This is a genomic window from Peribacillus sp. FW305-BF15, assembly GCF_058783805.1.
Map to the genome: position 1 here is coordinate 30,428 of NZ_JBYSYV010000014.1, position 21,752 is coordinate 52,179.

Sequence of the window (21,752 nt, forward strand, 5' to 3'; positions counted from 1 at the left end):
AACCCTTTTTCCTTAGATTTATACATACCTTATAGATGCAACTTGTTCCATAATAATCTTAGCAACATTTTCAGCATTTGGAGATTTATAGATCGTAAAATGTTGAGCTGGAACTGAACGCACTGTTAGTTCCCCAGCCAAGTAATTTTCCCAACCCACAGTGGTATCCTGCTCATTTTCTTCAGCTCGTATAAACAGAACTTTTCCATAAAAAGCTCCTGATATATTGTAACGATGAATAGCGACATTATTTGCTTCCCAAATTCCCAAGCCGCTCTTAACATCCTCAACTTCCGCGTCCATGTGGAGATGACCGCCATCTTTTCCTAAGTTTAAAAGGAATTCCAATAGTTCCCCTTTGTCCATATGGGTTAACTCATCCGGATTAAACTTATCATTAGCTCCATTTGTAAACTTTAATGCATATGATTTAACAAACTCCATTTTGTCGAAATCACGAGCTTTACTGAAATGACAGTCTAATAATGTTAATAAACCAACGTCTCTTCCTTCAGCCTCAAAGGAACGAGCTATTTCATAAGCCACATTACCACCGAACGAATAACCCGTAATATAATATGGCCCTTCATGTTGAACAGATAGAATATAAGAAGCATATCGTTTAGCCATATTTAATAAATCATCTTCATATTTATCACTTTCAGGAATCTCCGCACTTTCAATTCCCCAGACGTCAAACATTTCATTTAATTCCGCAGCCATTTCTTTATAACACCAAAGTGCTCCGCCAGCTGGGTGAATAAACCATATTTTTTGACGGTTCTCAGCTGGTGAGACGTGTACTACGCCATTAGGTTTAATGGAATTTGTTATAACATGAGCTATTCCTTGTATAGTGGGATAATCAAATACAATTGATACTGGCAAAGTTAGCTCGAATTGCTTATTTAGTAGAGCAATAAATTTCATGGCCAATAACGAATGTCCACCTATTTCAAAGAAGTTACTATTTATATTGTCGTCTGAGTTTCTGAAGATATCCTTCCATATGTTCTGAACTTTCATCAATGTTTCTTTATCCGCATGATAGTTTTTGTCATTTTTCAATGTAGTAGCTTCAATACTATTTTCCTGGATTTCAAATTTAGTGGTTTCATCAGCTATTCTTTGCATTTGAGAGATCCATTCTTGCTTCACTTCCGAGATTACATGATCCGTAAACAAATCGTTACAGTATTCTATTGTGAATGTTGAATTCTCTCCATCATGTTCTATGATGAAACTAAGATCGCATTTGGAAGTATCACTTAAAACCGATCCCATCTTAAATTGAGTATAGGGTTGTTTTTTCAAAAATCTATTATATACAAACATAACTTGAAATAGGGGCCGATAGTCACTACTTCTACTCTTCAGAACAGCAGGAATAATTTTTTCAATGGGAATATGCTCGTACTTTATTATCTCGGCATAATCCTGTGCAATTTTTTCGGAAATACTTTTTAATGTAGCATCCTCAGTAAAGTTTATTCTAAACGGAACAACATTAACATAATTCCCAATCGCTTCAAAATCCTGTTCGTGGGTTCTATTTGCTACTGGTACCCCCATGCAAATATCCCGTTGACCACTCATTCTGGCAAGGACATAAGCTGCCATTGCTAGATGAATGGAGAATTCTGTAATTGATGTATTCTGACAAAAAGAAAGTATCTTTTGCTCTAGTTCTTTTGGCAGCGAAAACTTTATATGATTACCATTTATTGTTTGGGTACTCCCCTTCATCATACTTGTTGAGAATCTTGATTGATTTGGAATCTGTTCTAGATACTCCCTCCAAAATTTAAGACCCTCACTAAAATCCATTGAGTTTTGATGATGTGCAAATTGGAAGAATGCAGCATTCATTTCCGTATTTTCCACTAGATCGGTTCCAATAAGTTCATGCAACTCATCTACAAATAACTGAGAGGACCAACCATCAACTATTAGATGATGGAAAGTTAATAATAAATATTCCGCCTTGTCAGTACTAAATAATGAGGCACGAAATCCTCCCTTATTTAATTCAAACTTCCTTTCTGCTTCAGTTTGAATTTCTTCTCTTAAGCCCGTTTCCTCAACTGAACTTTCACTTATTTCGGAATTCAGCGTACTGTCATATTTCTGTATATATTCACCATTGTTAGTTAATATAATTCGTGATGATAAAATCGGATGTCTTCTTCGTAAATAGGAAATTGCTTTTTTTATTTTTGTAGTTTTACCTTTTTCAAAGTTTAACAGAAACGCTATATGATATTGAGATGCTCCTTTTTCTTGTTCAAAGAATAGTATTCCCTGTTGTCCCAACGATAATGGGGCTTCAAGATTAGCATCAAATTTTTGGTTTATCTTTTCCAATTTCTTAGGTTCTACAGTATTCTTGCCATTCTTTGAAATATTCTTTTTCAGATAATCTGCTTGTTTTCGAATTGTTGGATACAAGAAGACAAATCCATGTGTTAACGAAAGTTGAAACTCCGCGGAAAGAAGATTTGCGAGTCGAATTGCCAGTAAAGAATGCCCTCCTGCTGAGGCAAATGCAGTTGTAGCAGAATGAACTTTTTCTCCTAAGACATCTTCCCAAATATTCGCAATGACTTGCTCCCATTTATCATGAATTCCGCCAAAATCATTATTACTTCTAAAAGGTACTAAAGATAATTGCCGTCGATTCATTTTCCCATTCTCTAAATAAGGGAAACGATCCATCTGGACAAAAAAATTAGGAATCATATAGGAAGGCAAACGTTTTTCAATATAGCTTCTCAGCCCAATCTCATCCCAAGACTCAGTATCACAACGTATATAAGCTACAAGCCATTGTTCTTCGACTTCTTCACGAACCTCTACAACTATGTCTTTAACGAAAGATACTTCTCGTATGGTTTCTTCAATTTCACCAAGTTCAATACGAAGTCCTCTTAACTTTATTTGTAAATCTTTACGACCTCGAAATTCGTAATGACCATCTTCTCTAATATGAACAAGATCTCCAGAGAGGTAAGACAATTGACCTGTAGAAGGACATATAACAAACTTTTCTTTTGTAGCATCGGGAAGACCAAAATAACCCAAGGCTAGACCCTCACCGGAAATCAGTAGTTCCCCTTCGCATCCAGTACCTAATAAATTCAACTCTTCATCCACAACATGTACTGAAGCATTATCGATTGGCTGTCCCAAATCGATTTCTCTAAAAAGGTGATTTTCACCTGGCAAACAAACTCTATAAGTAGTATCAATAGCTGCTTCAGTAGGACCATATAGATTTATAATCGGTATTGGTAAATTCGTTTGGATTTTATTTACTAATGATGTTTGCAATGACTCACCACCGCAAAACAATAGGCGCAAGGATGTGAAATTGGATAATGACTCCTGTTCTGACAGTAATTTAAGTACAGTTGGTACAAACTGTACAACTGTTACTTTATGCCTTTTGATATCCGTTGCAATATCAAATGGGTTGGATGAACCGATAACCATAGTACCACCAGACGATAGTGGTGCAAATATCTCCCAAACAGAAGCATCGAATCCCGATGCAGTTTTTTGTAAAAATATATCATCTTCAGTCCAAGAAAATTCTTTTTGCATCCATTGCATATGATTGACAATGGCACGATGCGGAATAACTACACCTTTTGGTCGTCCTGTAGAGCCCGATGTGAAAATGATATAGGCAGGTGTTTCATTATTAATCAGAACCATTGGAGGATCTTCCGCCCTAATTTTAGAATGCTCCCTTAAATCTATCAAATTCCGATTAAAGGCTAAATCCTTAACGGAACCGTCAGTCATTAATACATTGACTTCTGCTTTTTCAATACAATATCTCAGTCTGTCTAATGGATAAGAAGGGTCAAGTGGTACGTAAGCAGCACCCGCTTTTAGCGTTGCAAGCATGGCAGCTATTAATGAAATGGATCTTTCTGCTGCAATGGCGACCCGGTCTCCTTCGTTAATACCCTTTTTTGCAAGCAAATGGGCGAGAGCATTTGCCCAAGTATCCAATTCCTTATATGTTATAACCATATCTTTATCTTTTATTGCAATGTTATTGGGATATATAGTTACCATAAGTTCAAAAGCATTTTGAAGAAACCTATTATTCATAATAATTTAGCGTATTGGCAAATCAATAACGCTGTCCTCCTTTGGGCAACTTAGTATGTATTATTAAATTCAAAACTATTAGAGGAAACAAACCTGTCGGGAGCTAACTCCCGACAGATTTATTATTTATCCGTTTACAATGCAATCTGTACCATCTACATAATGCTCTTTATGTTCTTCTAAACTCCACAAATTAACGGTTTTCATTATCCAACGAGTTCTTTGCTTTTCCACATCCGTGATTTCTTCAACATCCTTACCATGAATAGAATGATTGTTTGACAAGGAAATGAATTCACCCGCCTTTAGTAGGTGCGGAGCCTTTAATTCATGTAGTAAAACTTTTATTTTATCTACAACTCCCTGGGCTTCTTCCGTAAGACCCACTGTCCGATTTTCAAAATATGCAATATCAAATTCTTCTTCATTCAATAGGATGGCGTGATTTTTTGCACGCCCTAATTCAGTACGATTACCATATGTCGATAAATCATCAAAAGGTGTATAGAAGAGTTCTTGACGCATCAAATTTAAATCAGAAGGATCAAGTTTCTGAATTAAATCAATATTTTTGACGAATGTTGTAAAGATTTGATTTCCTTCATAGGCCCTCATTGATAACATATTCACAAAATCAGGCCGAACGAAATGATTTGCTAAATCTTTATGGAATCCTAAAGCCACCAGTGCTTTTTGTGATTGTGTTTCTGATAAAGATTTCATGGGATAGATATCTTGAAAGACATCGCCATCATTTACATTTATATATCCAATAGCTGGCATTTCCATGACTTGAGCATAGAATTGAAGAAAACCTTCCCCAACATATGTTTTTTTAAGCTCCCTTTTTGATTGAACTGGTGATTCATGGTCAAAAATAGGAACATCTTTATCTATAGGGCAGTTTTGTAGGTATAAGTAAGGTTCTTCCTTCCAAATCCTATTACCGGCAGCTTTTATTTTTTTCACAATATCTTCTATTTCAACATCGTTTTCGACAATGTTTTCGATTTCTGAACGAAAGGAAGTGTAATCTTCATAAGGATTACATTTTAACTCCAAAAATTTATTTGTAAGAAGTTGATTCTCTGCATCTGTAAACACATAATCAACTTTTAATTTATTCTTCGTACTTGCATTAGTATCTACACCCATTAACTTAGCTCCAATTCTATTGATTTTATTTTTACGCAGTAAATCACTAAAGTCTAGATGTGAAAAAATCTAGCAATCTTCTGAATAATAGGGCCCTATTAATATGTAAATACGTAATATGATTGCTGGTGCTACCAAATTTTAACACGATAGTTTTCAGAATTCAACGAATGTTAAAAAAATACAACTTCTTGCTCATTACCACTCACATTAGAGCTTTCATAATATGGCAATGTCATGATTCGTCATTTTCTGAACACCTGGCATGGCCAGTGTTACATGAGATCAAAAGGAGGATTTTGGTGTTTTATAACCTGATTTATGGTGATGGACCGCCTCGTTGATAACAGTTAAATCTTGAGAAATACAAGAAAATGCCTGAGCTTATATGTCATTAAGTCAGGGCATCTAAATCAACCGGGCATCGAATTTTTCTTCATTTTTTGAATATATGTAAGTAATGAAGAGTAAGAGCATTCCTCTATTGACCTGATCGAGTAATGATCCTAAAACCCTGAGATCAGAAAGCAACGTTGCGACTTCCTACCTAATTTGATCACCGTAAATGGAACAGGAACTTATGGACTGTCATTTTGAGTGGATAAAAGTAATCACTTAAGTACATATTCCGTACTTAGGTTAAAGAATGATGCCCCTTACCAAAATAGCAAGTGTTTATTGAGCCACGTAAAATAGCCTCCTTCATATACATGGCATCAGTTGGCCAGGGTGAACAATCCTGTTTCAACAAAAGCGTACATCCAGAAAAACAATGGCAGGTAATCTAACAAAGAGGAAGATTTTGTATAAATTCATTAGTATAATTGATGAAATTACATTAAGAAAGGAACGATCACTCATGCATGCTTTAAAAAAGAATGCCACATGTACCCTTGAAATCAGTTATCTGTATATACTGTTCTTTTTTTCAGAGCTACAAACTACTATTGCAAGCTTTTTAAAAATAAAGTAAGTATTATGTAATTAAAACCTCTTGAATGAACTATGCTAAAAGATCCTACGAACATTCCCTTACGAGTATTTCATCTTCATTATTAGCACTTTCAACCGTCATAACAGCCAATTTGTACGCCTTGTCTGTGCAAGATCCCTCAAAGGCGAAATGGCAATTCCCCTTACGGTTCCAGATTGATAAACTGGATGCCCGACAAGCGTTTTAAGACATTAACTCAGTCCTCCATAACTCCATAGGGCTGAGCTTTTTCAACAGGTAATGATTATTCTACCTATCCTCCCTACTGAGCTGCCTTACTAGCCGTGAATGAAAAAGATTACAAAGTTGTTCCTTTCAAGTGAGAAACATAAGTTCTCCAAAAAAGGACAAACTGTATTTGAAAAAAGAAAGGAGATGTGAGACATGACAAAAAAATTCAATAAAGGCAGCCGTAACCAAAATTCGCCGCAATTACACGGACAAACCCCTGTTAGTGGGGACAACAGCAAAGGAAATAAAAGAAATAAAGATCAGAGCTCTAAATCAGAGTAACTAATGAAACAAACCGGTCATATTCAGACCGGTTTGTTTCATTGCAGGCACTATTCATTGTTAAAAAGAACAATTCTCAAAAGATCCCCTTCTAGCGATCATTGAATTATCCTGTGTACACTGGACCAACTTTGATTCCAAAAAGCCCAATTCAGTAAAAGCGTTCCAAACTGAAAATGGAGTGCTGCAAAACTGACCCCAGGAAAGTTTTAATTGGAAGGAATTCGTTTTACATATTTAAACCGGATGTAAATGTGAAAAATCATGTTGAGTTAGCTATTTGATTCTTTTTGCATTAGATTTTCTGCTCTAGTGTTGATGTCTCCAAATCATCAGTATCTTGATGAGTATAAGTAAAGTTTTTTGTCATCAAACTGACCACCACTAAAACAACAATGTTAACAAATAGGGCGATAATACCAACATTCAGGTCTTTTATTGCCTGAGGAATATAAGGAAACAGTTGACCAATTTTTATATTCCCCAGTTCCATGATGGAAACTAGCACTCCTCCTGTTATAATCCCGGCAAATGCTCCATGTTTGGTTACAAAATTATTTCTCATCAAACTGGCGAAAAAGGCAGGAGCTAGTTGTGTGATGAAATTATAGGCGATTAACGCGAGACTAAAGAGGGTATTTCCACCCTGAAAGGTCAAGTATATTCCTAAAAGAGAAATAAGCGGAACCATGTATTTTACCAGTTTTGCAATCTGTTTTTCCGTTGCTGATGGAGTGAATACGCTATATACATTTTTCGAAAGCAACGTTGATATAGACATCAACAGCATGGAACATGGAACTAGAGCGGCTAACACGCCTGTACCACCGATTAAGCCCACAAACCATGGATCAAAATCCTGTTTAGAAAACTGCAGCAAGATCAGATCGGCGTCGCTTCCTTTTAATCCTGGTGTCTGTAAGATAGCGGCGAATCCAACAAAAAAGGCAAACAATAACATCAATTGGTACAATGGCATTAGGATTGCATTTTTTCTTAAGGCTTTCTCGCTAGAGGCAGCATAAATAGGAGAAAACCCGTGCGGCCACATATAAAATCCAATAGAGCTTAATATAACGGTCGATATATACCACGATACGCTCATTCCTTGATCTGGGAGTATGGTAAAGTTCGGCTTTGCCTGTTCAATGGCCTCATACATAGGCTGAAGCCCGCCATAATAATGCATGGGGAAATAAACCCCTAGAAATACGATAATGCCCAGAATGAGAATATCCTTCAAAATAGCTGTCCTGGCTGAGCCATGAATACCGGAAACCATTACAAAAATCGTAACACCTATTGCTCCAACCCAAATGGCAGCTGTAGAAGAGATTGCCCCATATGATGTTGCAAACACGATATATCCTAGTCCCTTCAATTGCAGGACCAAGTAGCAAGTACAAGCTATAACACCTATAACCGCAACAAGTACACCAAGATAGGGACTTTGATATTTTTTTACAAAAAAATCAGATTGGGAAACTAATTGATGCTTCTTTGCATACCTCCAGATTGCCGGAAATGTCCAATAGGAGATGACTGTAGCCAGACAGCCATATGTGACAATACTAAAGATGGAACCACCTTCCCCATAAGCTGAGCCACTTGCACCTAAAAAGGTAAAGGTAGTATACATTTCACCTGCGGATAAAAGGAAAATCAAAAGGGCTCCCATTCCGCGGCCACCAACCGACCATTGTTCCAAACTCATTTCTTTCCCTTTTTTAGCCTGGATACCGATCAAAACGGAAATGACGAAAAAAAACAGGATGAAAAGAACGGCAATATTCATCTTGAATCTCCCTTCTGATCAGCAGGATCCAGTAGATAAATAACCCACATTATACCTGTAGTTAGCACAGACCAGAGTACAATCCAAAAATGAAAAAATGGCATACCCAGAACATAGGGAGTCACTTTATTTGTAAACAAGGCGCCTACGATAAAACCAAGAAACGGGATAATTCCGAGCCAATATATTTTTTTCATTCTCTTAGCCCCCTAGTATGTTAGATTTAACATTTTTAAAGTCCCATGAACATATAACTTCACCCCATTTTGTAAAGCCTGTTCATCGACTGTAAATTTAGGATGATGGTGAGGATATATAATCCCTTTTTCTTCATTACGAGCCCCTATTCCAATATAAGTTCCTGGAACTACTTCTTGAAAAGCAGAGAAGTCTTCACTTCCCATAATCGGCTTTAAAATCTCTCGACTTTCTTCACCAAATACTTCACAAACCGTTTCGTCCATCAATCGGGTAACTTCTTCATCATTAATGGTAGGAGCATAACCAAACTGATAATCGAATTCATATGTAGCTCCATGTGCTTCAGTAATCCCTTTTACTATCCGTTCGATAAAATTCGGGATTTCTACCTGCAGCTGTGGATTAAAGCTTCGAACTGATCCACCAATGCTTACCTTACTTGGAATAACATTAATCGCACTTCCCCCATGGAACTGGGTCACTGAAATCACCAGAGCATCCTGGGCATCACGATACCGCGAAACAATGTGCTGGAGATTCGATACCACCTGTGTTCCAATTGCAATGGGATCGACGGTAAGTTCAGGTTGTGAGGCGTGCCCCCCTTTACCCACCAAGGTGATGTTAAAAGTATCGGCCCCAGCCATTATCGGACCGTAACCCAAACCAATTTTCCCTAAAGGAAGAGTCGACAAGAGATGGGTGCCAATGATCATATCAACCCCATCAAGCGCACCAGCCCTCACCATTTCTTGAGCTCCACCTGGCGGCAGTTCCTCAGCATGTTGAAATAAAAAACGCACCTCCCCTTTAATTTGCTCCTTTATCTGTGTAAAGATTTTTGCTGTTCCGAGCAGCATCGCCGTATGCCCATCATGTCCGCAAGCATGCATGACTCCTGAATTCTGTGACACAAAGTCAAAATCGTTTTCTTCTACAATTGGAAGCGCATCCATATCTGCCCGAAGTGCAATGACCTTCCCAGGCTGCTGACCGATCAAACGAGCCATAATACTCGTTTTTGTCGGACGTGAAATTTCCAATTCACCAAAAGTTTGCAGCTTTTCATAAACAAATTGTGCTGTTTTTTCCTCCTGAAAAGACAGCTCCGGATACTTATGTAAATATCTTCTCCAAGCAATCACTTCATCTTTAACGGCCTCGATCAAATCATGAATCATTTTGGTTTGAGACATACGCTACAACCCCTTTTCGTTTGATTTTAAACAGCAACTTTTAATTTAGGTTAGTTTAAGGAAAAAATTCCTTAAATAGAGTATAATCTCATACAGTCTTCATTACAATATTTTTCGAAAATTCAAAACCGTTTTTCCCACACTAAAAAAGCACCCAAATTATGGGTGCCTGTAATTCATAATAATTGATAAATCTTACTTGGCCTTCCTCGGGTGGCATTAGCCTCTTCGCCAACGCATTGTGCCAAATCAACTTCGCACATATCCGCAACAATTCGCCGTACATTGCGCTCTGTCATCTCTAGATGTGTCGCTAAGTCCTTTGTAGTAAAATCACTCCAGCCCATTCTTTGAACAAGCGCCGATATCTTCTTATACGTTTTAACACTGATATTTCCGTTTTTCAACTTTTCTATAAGGGGTTTATTATGGGTACGGGTATGATATTGCAGTTCTTTCTTTTTGCCTGGTGATTCGATTATTTTGCCATCATCTTGAATAATCACAATTTCTCGCTTTTTCATCTCTTTTGAATGTTGAATAGCACGAAAAGCATTGATTTCCGCCGAATAGGCAGTCTCGCCGAAGCCAATTCCAACTGCAACGGTTGTATCTGCTTCAAAAGCCAATTTTTCAATCGTTTCTTCGAGCGTAATGATTTCTCGTTCAATTGCGCCGCGAGAACTAAAAATCATGTATCTTCCATTCCCTTTCTCTGAAAAGGAACCATTTATTTTTTCACCAAGTTGAATCAACATTTCTTTTAGCCTAAGCTCCAAGTACTGTAAATGATATGGAGTTTTCATTTCCTCCGCCACTTTATTAAAATATTCGACTTCAATGATTTCGACTCCGATTTGTGTATCCTTAAAGTAGGATGCCTTTACTTTTTCAGAAAGAATTCGAAGAGTTTGCCTCACTTCCATCTTACTCATCGACATACGGTAGGCTGGAATGCCAAATTCCCTTAAAGCTTCACACACGGAAGGAAAACAAGAAAAAGCGCCTTCTGTCTTTCCCGCATTCCATAAATCCAAGTGAAAATGTACCAATTCATCCGTATCAACATCTGTCTCAAACACTTTCGTATAAATCTTTTGGGTTTTTATATTCAACTGTGACAAAGCTTCTTCGCTAATATTATTTGAGGACATAGTATCGATACTTAGATGCTCAATGATTTTCCCTTGTTCATAGATCATCTCTAAAAAGGATTTATAAAAACCAGATTCCGTAGCTGGGACATGGACCATTATTTTATCTGTACATAGTGTTTTTCCCGCAATTTCATAGGGAAGTGGACCAGAAAAAAGCCATGCATGTACATGTGAATCATGTTCCTTTACAATATTCTCTACCTCTTCGGTCCTTACATAGGGCAAAGAGATGAATTCCAACTCATGTTTATATTCTTCTGCCGCGGCTAAAATTTGTTCTATAGAAGTTTTTAGACCGACAAGTCCGATTTTATACATCCAGTAATCGACTTCCTTTACCATCTGTAATAGATTCATTGTTATTTGTAGAATATCCTGGTTTAATCCAAGTCATGATATGTTCCTAATTCTTCTGCTGTCTAACTATTGTTTCAATTTGTATGAGCCCTTGTTTTTATTTTTTTTGTTACCTCTTGATCATATCAGCAGCAAAAAGAAAAATGTGGTAGCCAATGCTTTAATATATAGTTGTATTCATACCCACGCCAAATTTTTTTCTCTTATGTCTCATTTTATCATGCAACATGAAGGAAAAATACGTTGTATTCGTTATTCATCTATAATCACTGCACGGATAAATATAGTTAATGATTCACCACTCTATGTACCTTAAAGTAGGATACTAAAGTTATTTAATAGTTTAATTATGTTTTTTAAAATAGGTGTTTTGAAGAAATATTGTTGCTTTATTTTATAGACGCTTCTCTGGGGTGCCCAATCAAACTCATTAAATAGCATAATATACTTTAGGCTAGGGGGAGTTATATAAGCCCCTAATATGAATGCAAAACAAAGAAGGGGATAGGGCCGCCTTCCAGTCACATCATCTCTTTAAGTTTATTATTTTGTTAACAACTTTTATTCGGAACATCTCCTCTTAGGTACGATTATAATGTCCGCCCATAACAATAAAAAAGCTGCCTCAATGACAGCTTCGCATTTCTGGAATCCTCTACGAATGACCCAATCCAGCCATACTTATTACTGGTCATAGGCAAATCCGCAGGAGCAACGATTTTTCCCAAATAACAGGTGGTAAGATGCGGGGAATTCATGATTGACCCGTTGAACTTCATGTGCAAATTCCTTACTATCTTTAGGTACTGTTGAAAGTGCATCCGCTTTTTCTTGTGAATCAATATTAGCTCCTGGCGGTACAAACCTACCAGGCGGTATTCGAACGCCATTTGTTACTACCGCATTATAAGAAATAAATGCGCCCCTTCCTACAATTGCCGTATAAACAATGGATTTAAAACTAACAAATACCTTATCTGCAATATAATAAGGCCCATGGACAATCGCACCATGAGCAATGGTCACTTCATTTCCAATGAATATTGAATAGCCATTTGTCCCAACTAAAATCCTTTTATTGAATAATCCATGTAAAATTATTCCGTCCTGTATATTTGAATTGGATCCTATATAAAAAGGAGTTCCTTCATCCGCACGTATACTTACATTAGGCGCTACATAGACATTGTTACGAATGGTAACATCACCTATGACGCTGGAAAACTGACTGACAAATGCTGTTTTATCAATTTTAGGAAAGCATTGAACAGGATTTAATGAAGTAATGGGGTTGGGGCTTATAAATGGTTCAAAACAGTGAGAATGGTTATTGGAAGAGGCGTTTGATCCTTTTTTTTCACCCAAGCAATTACCTCCCTCACAATCTACCGGGCTTAATTTTTTTATGCAGGAAGATGGGTGGCGAAAGGGCTATCATTCAGGTATCCATCCCTTTCCTGCAGTACAGTTTTTGCCTTGGTATAGAAATAGAAATAGAAATAGATATTTCGGTGTTTGAAACTTAGGAAAATACCCATCGATCCTGTTATGCACCTGCAAGTTTGTAAATCAACCAAAAGAATCACGAAGTTTCTTCGCCACTGGGGATCTAAAATGTGAAATATACCACAATCAATACAGATATCAATGGAATTAAAAAGAATGACCCCTTTTAAACAAAGATCATCCTCCTTAAACTAGCCTTATTTACTCTGTTCGTTACAGCGGGTGAGCTTTTAGCAGAAACCGCCATATCCTTGGACCGCTCCATTACCGCTACCATAACAAGTAGCTCCAACAATGATTAAGAGTATAAAAGCGAAACCTCCACCAAATCCACCAACACCGTTATCAGAATCACAATTTGATTGATGACCACAATTTGACAATAGAAACTTCTCCTTATTTGTTTTAAGGAGGAATTAATTAAATGGGTTCCTTTACTTTATGTTCTAATTGGGATATTGGCACAATAATCTCACCGGAAACCGAATTTCATTTACGTGAATACGAAGAACATCAAGGTGTTACTTCTTTAACATATAAATTTTACGAGGTCTTCCCCGAGGTGATTGAAGTTCTTCTCCTTTATACTCCACTAAACCGCTTTCACTCAAACCACTCATGATTCTCTGGGCATTTCGAACGGTCATGGATAAATGGGAAGCTAAATCCGAGGAAGTGAAGCCATCCCAGCCCATACGATCGATCAATGCTTCTATCTTTTTATACGTTTTCACACTAATGTTAGCCTGATTCAATTTATCCAGCAGTTCTTTATCATTGGAACGGAAGGTGTATGCCAATTGTTCTTCTTGACCTACGGATTCGATCATTACACCATCTTCCTGGATAACAACAATTCCAGAACTTTCTTTCTTTTTTGAATGACGGATCGCCTTGCGGGCATTGATTTCTGCCGATGCTGCCGTTTCACCAAAACCAATGCCGACTGCAACAGAAACATCCATCTCAAGGGCCAGTTGTTGAACGGTACTTCGCAAGCTGCCAATTTCCCGTTCAATGGCCTTTCGTGAACTAAATATTTGATAGCGTCCGTTTCCATTTTCGATGAGGGATCCATCTAATTTTTCGCAAAATGTAAGCAATGTTTGTTTAATCTTAAGCTCCAAATGCTGCAGATGGTAACGAATATTAACCTCGTCAACAAATTGATCAAACTGATCAATTTCAATGATTTCGACACCTATCTGGCTATCCTTGAAATAAGTACTTTTTGCCTTTTCAATTAAAATCTTGACCGCTTGCCGAATTTCCATTTTGGTCATATTAATTTTGTAGACAGGAACACTTTCCTTCTTCAAGGCCTCATAAACAGATTGTAAAACGGTAAGGACACCATGTACCTCCCCTTCCCTCCACAACTGAAGATGAAATTGGACAATTTCTTGATAATCATATTGTTCATCAAATGTTTTTACATAAATATGTTCAGTGGAAATCCCCAGCTCTTGCAGCGACTCATGAAGAAAAAAGTCTTCCAATCGAATCATATCGATGGACAACTTATCGAAAAAATGTTTTTGATCTGCAGACATTTGTAATAAACATCGATATAGACTAGATCCTACAGGGGGACAATATGTAAAATTAGCCTCTGAATCCAACATTCCTTTTGCTATTCTATAGGGTACCGGTCCAGAGAAAAACCAACCATTTACTGTACTTTGATGTTTTTTTATAATATCCGTTACCTCACGTGCATCTTCATATGGAAAATCAATAAAATCAATTTCATGTTCAAATTCATTAGTAACATCCCGAATTTTCTTTAAAGATGAAAGTGGACCAACAACCCCAATTTTATACAAGTTTATTTCACCCCTACATCATACTATTCGTTTTATTATATCAAAATAACCAACCCTAACAGGGAATAAAAATGATATCCAAATATACAAGCATGGTAAAGCACCGTTTGACATGAATAAACGGTGCTGCTTAATATGGTTTATTTATCTATCGTAAGTTCAAGAATGGCAGGATTTAATCTTTCAATGATTTCGCATTCCATTGTTTACTTCACAACAATTACCAGAAAATAATTTCCCTTTATTCAGAAAATTTTATTGAAATAGATTATTCTTAATTATATAATACATTTAACGAAAATAGCGCTAAATATTCGTTAAATAAAAAGCAGTATATTTGGAAGAGATTAATAAAAGTTCACAAAGGATGAAAGACGTTAATTTGAGTTTAAGGCAGGTTTAGAGAAAAGTTTATAAATGGAATGGTGCAAAACGCACAAACTACAAATGGAAGAAGGTTTAGGAGGAGAATGTAATGGAACAAAAAGTAATCAAAGATACAACTAATCTTCAAAATCAGAAAACGGGTGGTTTTTTCAATAGAGTAGAGCGAATAGGAAACAAAATCCCCCACCCCTTTATCTTATTTATTTATATGATTGCCTTTTTATTTGTTGTAACCGCTCTCTTATCCGTTTTCCATGTTTCGGCATCGGACCCCATTAGTGGAGAGAAAGTGGAAGTTCAAAACCTTTTAAGCCGTGAAGGTATCCAATGGATTTTGCCGAATATGATTAAAAACTTTTCAGGGTTTTTACCATTGGGATCTATTTTAGCCCTAATGCTGGGAGTGGGACTCGCTGAAAAGGTCGGATTGTTAGAAGTTTTGATTCGGAAAATGTCGTTAAAGGTCTCAGGGAAATACGCAAGTTATTTAGTTGTATTTGTTGCCTTCTTCAGTCATGTTTCTTCTGATGCTGCGCTTGTCATCATGCCTCCCCTTGGAGCTTTGATTTTCCTTGCTGTGGGACGGCACCCTGTTGCAGGCTTGCTCGCTGCCATTGCTGGGGTTGGTTCAGGTTTCACTGCCAACTTATTAATCGTCACAACAGATGTCTTGCTTTCAGGAATCAGTTCGGAAGTAGCGAAAGGCATGAATGCAAATTTGACCGTTAATGTTACGGATAACTGGTTCTTTATGGCGACTTCCGTTCTCGTACTCACGGTAGTTATATCCTTGATTACAGATAAATTTGTTGAGCCGCGTTTAGGAAAGTATGAAGGTGGCGGTAAACATAAAAAATTGGAGCAATTAACGAAGCAACAAAACAAAGCACTCCTGGCTACAGGTATTTCAGCATTGATTTTTATAGCTGTTATGGCCATTCTAGTCGTTCCAGAAGGAGCCCTATTGCGAAATCCAGAAACCGGAGCCATCCTCCCTTCTCCATTCATGTCCGGAATTGTCGCAATCATCTTACTCTTCTTTTTTACAGTTTCCATTACTTATGGAGTTAAGGTGGGAGCAATCAAGAAACAAAATGACATTCCGGAATTATTGGTAGACCCAATTAAAGGCATGGCCGGATTCATTATTATGGTTTTCCCGCTTTCCCAGTTTGTAGCTTGCTTTAACTGGAGTAATATGGGTAAGTTTTTGGCTTTATCTATCACAGATCTGTTGGAACAGCTAAACATAGAAGGTGCACCTGTCCTAATAGGGCTAATGTTCTTATCTGGACTTCTTTCCATGTTCATTGCCAGCGGATCGGCAATATGGTCTATATTGGCACCCGTTTTTGTCCCAATGTTCATGGTATTAGGCTATCATCCTGCCTTCGCCCAAATGTTGTTCAGGGTAGCAGATTCATCTGTACTGCCATTGGCACCTGTATCTCCATTTGTCCCACTATTCTTAAGTTTCTTACAAGAGTATCGAAAAGATGCAAAACTAGGAACTTATTATTCTCTTATTTTGCCTTATCCGATTATCATCTTCATCATTTGGACATTATTGGTTGTGGTTTGGTATTTCCTTGGCCTCCCAATTGGTCCCGGAGTATATCCGAAATTACCGTAATTTGAAAAGTCCCAAGCGCCCCGTATGTCCCTTAAGCGACTTGAGGGGCTGGGCCGCTTGATATAGACACTAAATTGTATGATACGAATTATCATCAAATAAAATTAGGAGTGAAACGAATTGGATATTATTTCTTTAAGACGTGATCTTCATCAACACCCGGAAGTTGGCTTTACGGAATTTCGTACTGCTTCAAAGGTAGTGGAAGCACTAACTTCCCTGAAGTATAACGTGATATTTGGAAAAGACGCTTTAGATGGTGATTCTCGCCGTGGAGTCCCCCCTATCGAAGTATTAGAGGAAACATTTAATAGAGCATTAAAAGATGGTGCCAATCCAAAGATCCTCCAAGAAATGGAGGGTGGATATACTGCCGTCATTGGTGTATTAAAAGGAAAAATGGCTGGCCCAACCGTTGCTTTCCGCTTTGATATGGATGCATTGCCTGTTACGGAAAGTACTGATTCTGACCACTTCCCGCAAATAAACGGTTTTCGTTCAAAATATGAAGGGAATATGCATGCCTGTGCACACGATGGCCATACAGCCATTGGCTTAGGACTTGCTGAAAAATTAGCGGATGGCAATTTCGCAGGAACCGTAAAGCTTATTTTTCAACCAGCTGAAGAGGGCGTACGCGGTGCCTATTCAATTGTACAAAAAGGAATTTTGGATGATGTGGATCATATATATTGTCTGCACCTTGGCACAGATGTCCCTCTAGGAGAATTTCACGGTGGGTCTTCCGGATTTTTAGCAAGTACGAAAATGGCTGCACATTTTCATGGGGTATCTTCTCATGCAGGTGCTTCACCTGAAAAAGGTAAAAATGCATTATTGGGAGCAGCCACCGCATTGTTAAATATTCATGCCATTCCTAGATTCAGTTCAGGCTCGACCCGTGTGAACGTAGGTGTTCTTAATGGAGGAACAGCCGCTAATATTATTCCAGCGCATGCAAAAATGATCATTGAAACCCGATCTGTAACCGAAGAAGCAAATGCTGAAATGGAGAAACGTGTTCGAAATATCGTGGCTCATAGTGCAGGTATGCATGAGCTTGAACATGAAATTGAAATTATAGGACAAGCAATTACGATTCGCTGTGATCAAGAACTTGTCGAACTGGCCATGGAAGAAGCCAGGAATGTAGATGGTTTTTCAACAATCGAAGCATGCAGGAAATCCGGTTCTGCGGGAAGCGAAGATGCAAGTTTCATGATTCGAAGAGTACAGGATAATGGCGGGAAAGGGACATATATGATTATTGGGACTGATATTCCTGCACCACATCACCACCCTAAATTTGATATTCAAGAAGAGGTATTACCAAGGAGTGTAGAACTTTTGAATCTTATTGCTAGACGGCTTTTAAAATAGTTTTTCAGTATATATATAGGAAGGAAAGAGTGAAAAATGACATATGTAAATAGACTATCGGAAATCATTGAACAAAAAAAAGAAAAATTCATTGAAGTCAGTGACTGTATATGGAATTTTGCAGAAACACGTTTCGAAGAATATCAATCTGCTGAATTGCTATGCAAAACATTAGAAAGCGAAGGATTTTCTGTTGAAAAAGGTGTTGGAAACATAGAAACGGCATTCATCGGCAGCTTTGGAACCGGTAAACCTATTGTGGCAATCATGGGAGAGTTCGATGCATTGTCAGGTATGAGTCAAAAAGCGGCTACGGCTAAACAGGAGCCACTAGTACAAGGTGAAAATGGCCATGGCTGCGGTCACAATTTACTTGGTACGGGATCTTTAGCTGCAGCTGTTGCAGTGAAGGATTATATGGAAGAGAATCATATAAATGGGACAGTTCGTTATTATGGATGTCCTGGAGAAGAAGGCGGATCAGGCAAAACCTTCATGGTCAGAGAAGGTTTGTTCGATGACGTTGATTTTGCATTTTGTTGGCATCCACTGGATGTTAACGGCGTCATGTCGATGGATTCACTTTCCAATTTCCAAGTGTATTATAAGTTTAAAGGCAAAAGCTCCCATGCAGCAGCATCACCACATTTGGGACGGAGTGCTTTAGATGCCGTAGAACTTATGAATGTTGGCGTGAACTATTTAAGAGAGCATATTATCCAGGAAGCAAGAGTCCATTATGCAATAACGAATTCAGGTGGATTATCTCCTAATGTTGTCCAACAAGATGCTGAAGTTCTTTATTTATTACGAGCTCCAGAAGTTTCACAAGTTCAAGATATTTACTTAAGAGTTTGTAATATTGCTAAAGGTGCTGCCCTGATGACAGGAACTGAATTGGAAATCGTTTTTGACAAAGCCTGTTCCAATGTTATCCAAAACACTGTGTTAGATTCCGTCATGTATAAGAATTTTCAAGAATTAGGCATTCCACAACACGATGATGATGAAAAACAGCTTGCCAAAGAAATCCGCGCCACCTTAACCGAACAAGAAAGGAACAGTACAATCAATCCATTTAAAGATAATCAAGATGATGCACTGGCAAATTGGTTAGAACCCATTGAGGGCCTCCAAGCGCCATTAACAGGTTCATCGGATGTGGGAGATGTTAGCTGGATTGTTCCTACTGCCCAATGCACAACGGCTTGTTTTGTTCTTGGGTCACCTTTGCATAGCTGGCAGTGGGTTACACTGGGATCAACATCCATTGCCCATAAAGGAATGCTTCATGCCGGCAAGGTTATTGCGGCAACTGCAGTAGAAGTACTTCAAAATCCGGAATTAATTGAAAAGGCAAAAACGGAACTAAAAGAACGATTACAAGGAAAAAGCTATATCTCCCCTATCCCGCAAAATGTAAAACCTTTAGTAAAAAGATGAAGACTAGATTACTGAGTTGCCGTAATCGTAAATTGTTCGCAGCCAAACTCGATTTCTTCGAATTTTTCTAAAGTCTCAGGGATCTTCGATTGGAAGATCCCTTTTCCATTTGTGCTTATGAGCTAGCCGTTAAGATCAGGAAAGACCCAGTTTTGAAAATCTCTAAGATTCATAAAGGTTAATGGTAAGAAGCTTATCCCTTCATATTCCACAAATATCCTTCAATATCGGGCTTACTTTTTAACATGACTATCACCTTTTCAGGGTCACTCTTTTGAAGATCTGCCAATTTGATTTTCATTTCTTTCTTGCGAGGAAAGTAAGTGGATATGATAAATTTGATAAACTCCCAGTTTAGTTTTTCATTGCAGCCTTTAGCCATATCAGGCCTTGTTTTACCTAGATTAGACAACCAGCGTTTTATCACCCGGTAAAGGCAAACACCGAGGGGAAGTTCTAAATAAATAATCGTATCTGCTAGCTCCGAACGCAGGTTAAAAGAATGACTATAATTGCCTTCCATGATCCACTTGTCATGACTCACTACTTCCTTTTGAGCAGAAATAAAATCCTCTAAAGGAGCCTCCACCCAGCCAGGCCTCCAGTAAAATGTATCCAAATGATATACCTCGATATTCAAATGATCTCCAAGTCTTCTTGCAAAAGTAGATTTCCCGACACCCGCGGACACTCCGATAACCATGATACGTTCCATCGATATACCATCCACTCTCCCCTTTTATGTTCATAAGAAAAGGCGACCCTTCTTGAAGAAGAATCGCATCAGTTTTAGAAAATGAAGTATGGTTGCTGCGATGTCCTGTCAAAGAACAAGCCAGCCTTACATTTTATCTCTATTAAATCAGATGCCCTAAATGTTTCTTTACCTCGTAATCAACAAGTTTTTCATCTTTCTTAATTCGTGCCAGATAATCCGGGTTGGCTATAAGCGGACGGCCAATCGCCGCAACGTCAATGATGCCTTTTTCCAGTGCTGCTTCCGCTGTTTCAGGATCAAGCCCGCCCACACCGACTATGATTCCATCCCAGTGGCTGCGTACCAATTCATGCATGGTCAATCCTCTTGCAATCGGTTTGGTAAATTCCATCGTGGATGGGTGAATCATTTTGACTCCTGTTTCATTGAACGCTTCAATAAATGTTTGGATCGCTTTTTCAGGGTCTTCCCACATATAAGACGGCTGGTCAATTTTCAAAGCCGAGAAACGAATAAGGGTACGTTCCGCTCCTACCTCATCAATAACTGCTTTTAGCACTTCCTTCATAAATGTCAGACGCTGTTTTAAATCACCACCGTACCGATCGGTCCTTTTATTGGAGGTGTCAGAATTGAACTGGTCTATTAAGTAGCCATGTGCACCATGAATTTCAACGCCGTCAAAACCAGCAATCATTGCATTCTTTGCAGCTTGTTTATATTGGTTCACAACTTCTGCAATATCCGTCTCTGTCATTTCTTCAGGAGTGTCAAAAGGTTTGCCGAATCGTGAAACCTTACCTTCTGCAGCGATAGGTGACGGAGCCTGCGGAGGAAGTCCTCCTGCAATTTCATGGTGGCTTGCACGGCCCACATGCCAGATTTGCGCAATAATCGTTCCGCCTTCAGCATGTACTGCTTCCGTTACTTTTTTCCACCCGTCGATTTGCTCTTGAGTATATATACCGGGAACTCCAGGATTGCCCTTTGCTCTTGGTGAAATCACTACACCTTCAGTAATGATAAGTCCGATTCCATCTTGAGCCCGTTTTCGGTAATATTCTACGGTCAGGTCATTCACAACACCAGTTTCGTTATCGGCAAACGACCGAGTCATAGGAGCCATTGCCGTTCTTGTTTTTAAGTTCCATGCACCTATTGTTACAGGTTCAAACATTTTGGTTTTTATTGTTTTCATTTGAGTTCCTCCTGTTAACCGCTTTACCTGAGCTGAATTTTAGTAACTTTCATTGTGTAAGATTATCCGATAAGTGGTTAGTTTTCAAATAATTCACTCTGTTTTTTTCGTTTTTGATGAAATATGGTAATAAAGACCAGTAAAAAAAGCCAGACAGAGAAACTCCATTCC

Annotated in this window: 15 protein-coding genes; 4 read left to right on the forward strand and 11 right to left on the reverse strand. The window is 38.2% G+C overall.

The window, feature by feature from the left end:
- Positions 1–18: 18 nt before the first annotated feature.
- The gene (locus tag AC3WLU_RS15935; protein WP_492597536.1) at positions 19–4,122 is read right to left on the reverse strand and encodes a non-ribosomal peptide synthetase family protein; all 4,104 of its coding nucleotides are present in this window, start codon (positions 4,120–4,122) and stop codon (positions 19–21) included.
- A 126-nt stretch (positions 4,123–4,248) separates the two neighbouring features.
- Positions 4,249–5,277: a hypothetical protein gene (locus tag AC3WLU_RS15940; RefSeq protein ID WP_427525870.1), complete on the reverse strand. Its 1,029-nt coding sequence runs from the start codon at positions 5,275–5,277 to the stop codon at positions 4,249–4,251.
- A gap of 1,378 nt (positions 5,278–6,655) precedes the next feature.
- On the opposite strand from AC3WLU_RS15940, the gene AC3WLU_RS15945 reads away from it, so the two are divergent.
- A complete protein-coding gene (locus AC3WLU_RS15945; protein WP_258832991.1) occupies positions 6,656–6,784 on the forward strand; it encodes a hypothetical protein in 129 nt (42 codons plus the stop codon).
- Positions 6,785–7,079: 295 nt separating this feature from the next.
- Here AC3WLU_RS15945 and AC3WLU_RS15950 read toward each other — a convergent pair whose 3' ends face one another.
- The 7 genes from AC3WLU_RS15950 to AC3WLU_RS15980 form a co-directional block, all read right to left on the reverse strand.
- On the reverse strand, positions 7,080–8,579 hold the full coding sequence (locus tag AC3WLU_RS15950; RefSeq protein ID WP_492597537.1) for a sodium:solute symporter family protein: 1,500 nt from the start codon (positions 8,577–8,579) through the stop codon (positions 7,080–7,082).
- Positions 8,576–8,776, reverse strand: coding sequence for a DUF3311 domain-containing protein (locus AC3WLU_RS15955; protein ID WP_096340270.1), 201 nt, complete (start codon positions 8,774–8,776; stop codon positions 8,576–8,578). Before AC3WLU_RS15955 ends, AC3WLU_RS15950 begins: the two co-directional genes overlap by 4 nt.
- A 12-nt stretch (positions 8,777–8,788) precedes the next feature.
- Positions 8,789–9,976 carry an amidohydrolase gene (locus tag AC3WLU_RS15960; RefSeq protein WP_492597538.1) on the reverse strand — a complete coding sequence of 396 codons (1,188 nt, stop codon included), beginning with the start codon at positions 9,974–9,976 and terminating at the stop codon, positions 8,789–8,791.
- Between the two features lie 176 nt (positions 9,977–10,152).
- Positions 10,153–11,451, reverse strand: a complete 1,299-nt coding sequence (locus AC3WLU_RS15965) for a hypothetical protein (RefSeq protein ID WP_492597590.1) — start codon at positions 11,449–11,451, stop codon at positions 10,153–10,155.
- 723 nt (positions 11,452–12,174) lie between these two features.
- On the reverse strand, positions 12,175–12,855 hold the full coding sequence (locus AC3WLU_RS15970) for an LbetaH domain-containing protein (protein WP_440438678.1): 681 nt from the start codon (positions 12,853–12,855) through the stop codon (positions 12,175–12,177).
- Between the two features lie 371 nt (positions 12,856–13,226).
- The gene (locus AC3WLU_RS15975; protein ID WP_413002580.1) at positions 13,227–13,379 is read right to left on the reverse strand and encodes a sporulation protein YjcZ; all 153 of its coding nucleotides are present in this window, start codon (positions 13,377–13,379) and stop codon (positions 13,227–13,229) included.
- A gap of 138 nt (positions 13,380–13,517) precedes the next feature.
- On the reverse strand, positions 13,518–14,822 hold the full coding sequence (locus AC3WLU_RS15980; protein WP_098185642.1) for a helix-turn-helix domain-containing protein: 1,305 nt from the start codon (positions 14,820–14,822) through the stop codon (positions 13,518–13,520).
- Positions 14,823–15,297: 475 nt separating this feature from the next.
- Here AC3WLU_RS15980 and AC3WLU_RS15985 point away from each other — a divergent pair, with 475 nt between their 5' ends.
- The 3 genes from AC3WLU_RS15985 (at position 15,298) to AC3WLU_RS15995 (ending at position 19,665) form a co-directional block, all read left to right on the forward strand.
- Positions 15,298–16,842 carry an AbgT family transporter gene (locus tag AC3WLU_RS15985; protein ID WP_098864956.1) on the forward strand — a complete coding sequence of 515 codons (1,545 nt, stop codon included), beginning with the start codon at positions 15,298–15,300 and terminating at the stop codon, positions 16,840–16,842.
- Positions 16,843–16,962: 120 nt separating this feature from the next.
- Entirely contained in the window at positions 16,963–18,222 is a 1,260-nt protein-coding gene (locus AC3WLU_RS15990) for an amidohydrolase (RefSeq protein ID WP_098864955.1), read from the forward strand.
- 36 nt (positions 18,223–18,258) lie between these two features.
- Complete coding sequence (locus AC3WLU_RS15995) at positions 18,259–19,665, forward strand: M20 family metallopeptidase (protein ID WP_063577271.1); 1,407 nt, start codon at positions 18,259–18,261, stop codon at positions 19,663–19,665.
- Positions 19,666–19,858: 193 nt separating this feature from the next.
- On the opposite strand, the gene AC3WLU_RS16000 is transcribed toward AC3WLU_RS15995, so the two are convergent.
- Positions 19,859–20,380 (reverse strand): P-loop NTPase family protein, encoded by a 522-nt coding sequence (locus AC3WLU_RS16000; RefSeq protein WP_492597539.1) that lies wholly within the window; start codon positions 20,378–20,380, stop codon positions 19,859–19,861.
- Between the two features lie 142 nt (positions 20,381–20,522).
- Positions 20,523–21,581, reverse strand: a complete 1,059-nt coding sequence (locus AC3WLU_RS16005) for an alkene reductase (RefSeq protein WP_492597540.1) — start codon at positions 21,579–21,581, stop codon at positions 20,523–20,525.
- Positions 21,582–21,752: the final 171 nt, after the last annotated feature.

Coding starts and splice junctions, on each gene's coding strand:
- AC3WLU_RS15935 (WP_492597536.1), bottom strand. CDS start 4,122: ATGAATAATAGGTTTCTTCAAAATGCTTTTGAACTTATGGTAACTATA.
- AC3WLU_RS15940 (WP_427525870.1), bottom strand. CDS start 5,277: ATGGGTGTAGATACTAATGCAAGTACGAAGAATAAATTAAAAGTTGAT.
- AC3WLU_RS15945 (WP_258832991.1), top strand. CDS start 6,656: ATGACAAAAAAATTCAATAAAGGCAGCCGTAACCAAAATTCGCCGCAA.
- AC3WLU_RS15950 (WP_492597537.1), bottom strand. CDS start 8,579: ATGAATATTGCCGTTCTTTTCATCCTGTTTTTTTTCGTCATTTCCGTT.
- AC3WLU_RS15955 (WP_096340270.1), bottom strand. CDS start 8,776: ATGAAAAAAATATATTGGCTCGGAATTATCCCGTTTCTTGGTTTTATC.
- AC3WLU_RS15960 (WP_492597538.1), bottom strand. CDS start 9,976: ATGTCTCAAACCAAAATGATTCATGATTTGATCGAGGCCGTTAAAGAT.
- AC3WLU_RS15965 (WP_492597590.1), bottom strand. CDS start 11,451: ATGTATAAAATCGGACTTGTCGGTCTAAAAACTTCTATAGAACAAATT.
- AC3WLU_RS15985 (WP_098864956.1), top strand. CDS start 15,298: ATGGAACAAAAAGTAATCAAAGATACAACTAATCTTCAAAATCAGAAA.
- AC3WLU_RS15995 (WP_063577271.1), top strand. CDS start 18,259: ATGACATATGTAAATAGACTATCGGAAATCATTGAACAAAAAAAAGAA.
- AC3WLU_RS16000 (WP_492597539.1), bottom strand. CDS start 20,380: ATGGAACGTATCATGGTTATCGGAGTGTCCGCGGGTGTCGGGAAATCT.
- AC3WLU_RS16005 (WP_492597540.1), bottom strand. CDS start 21,581: ATGAAAACAATAAAAACCAAAATGTTTGAACCTGTAACAATAGGTGCA.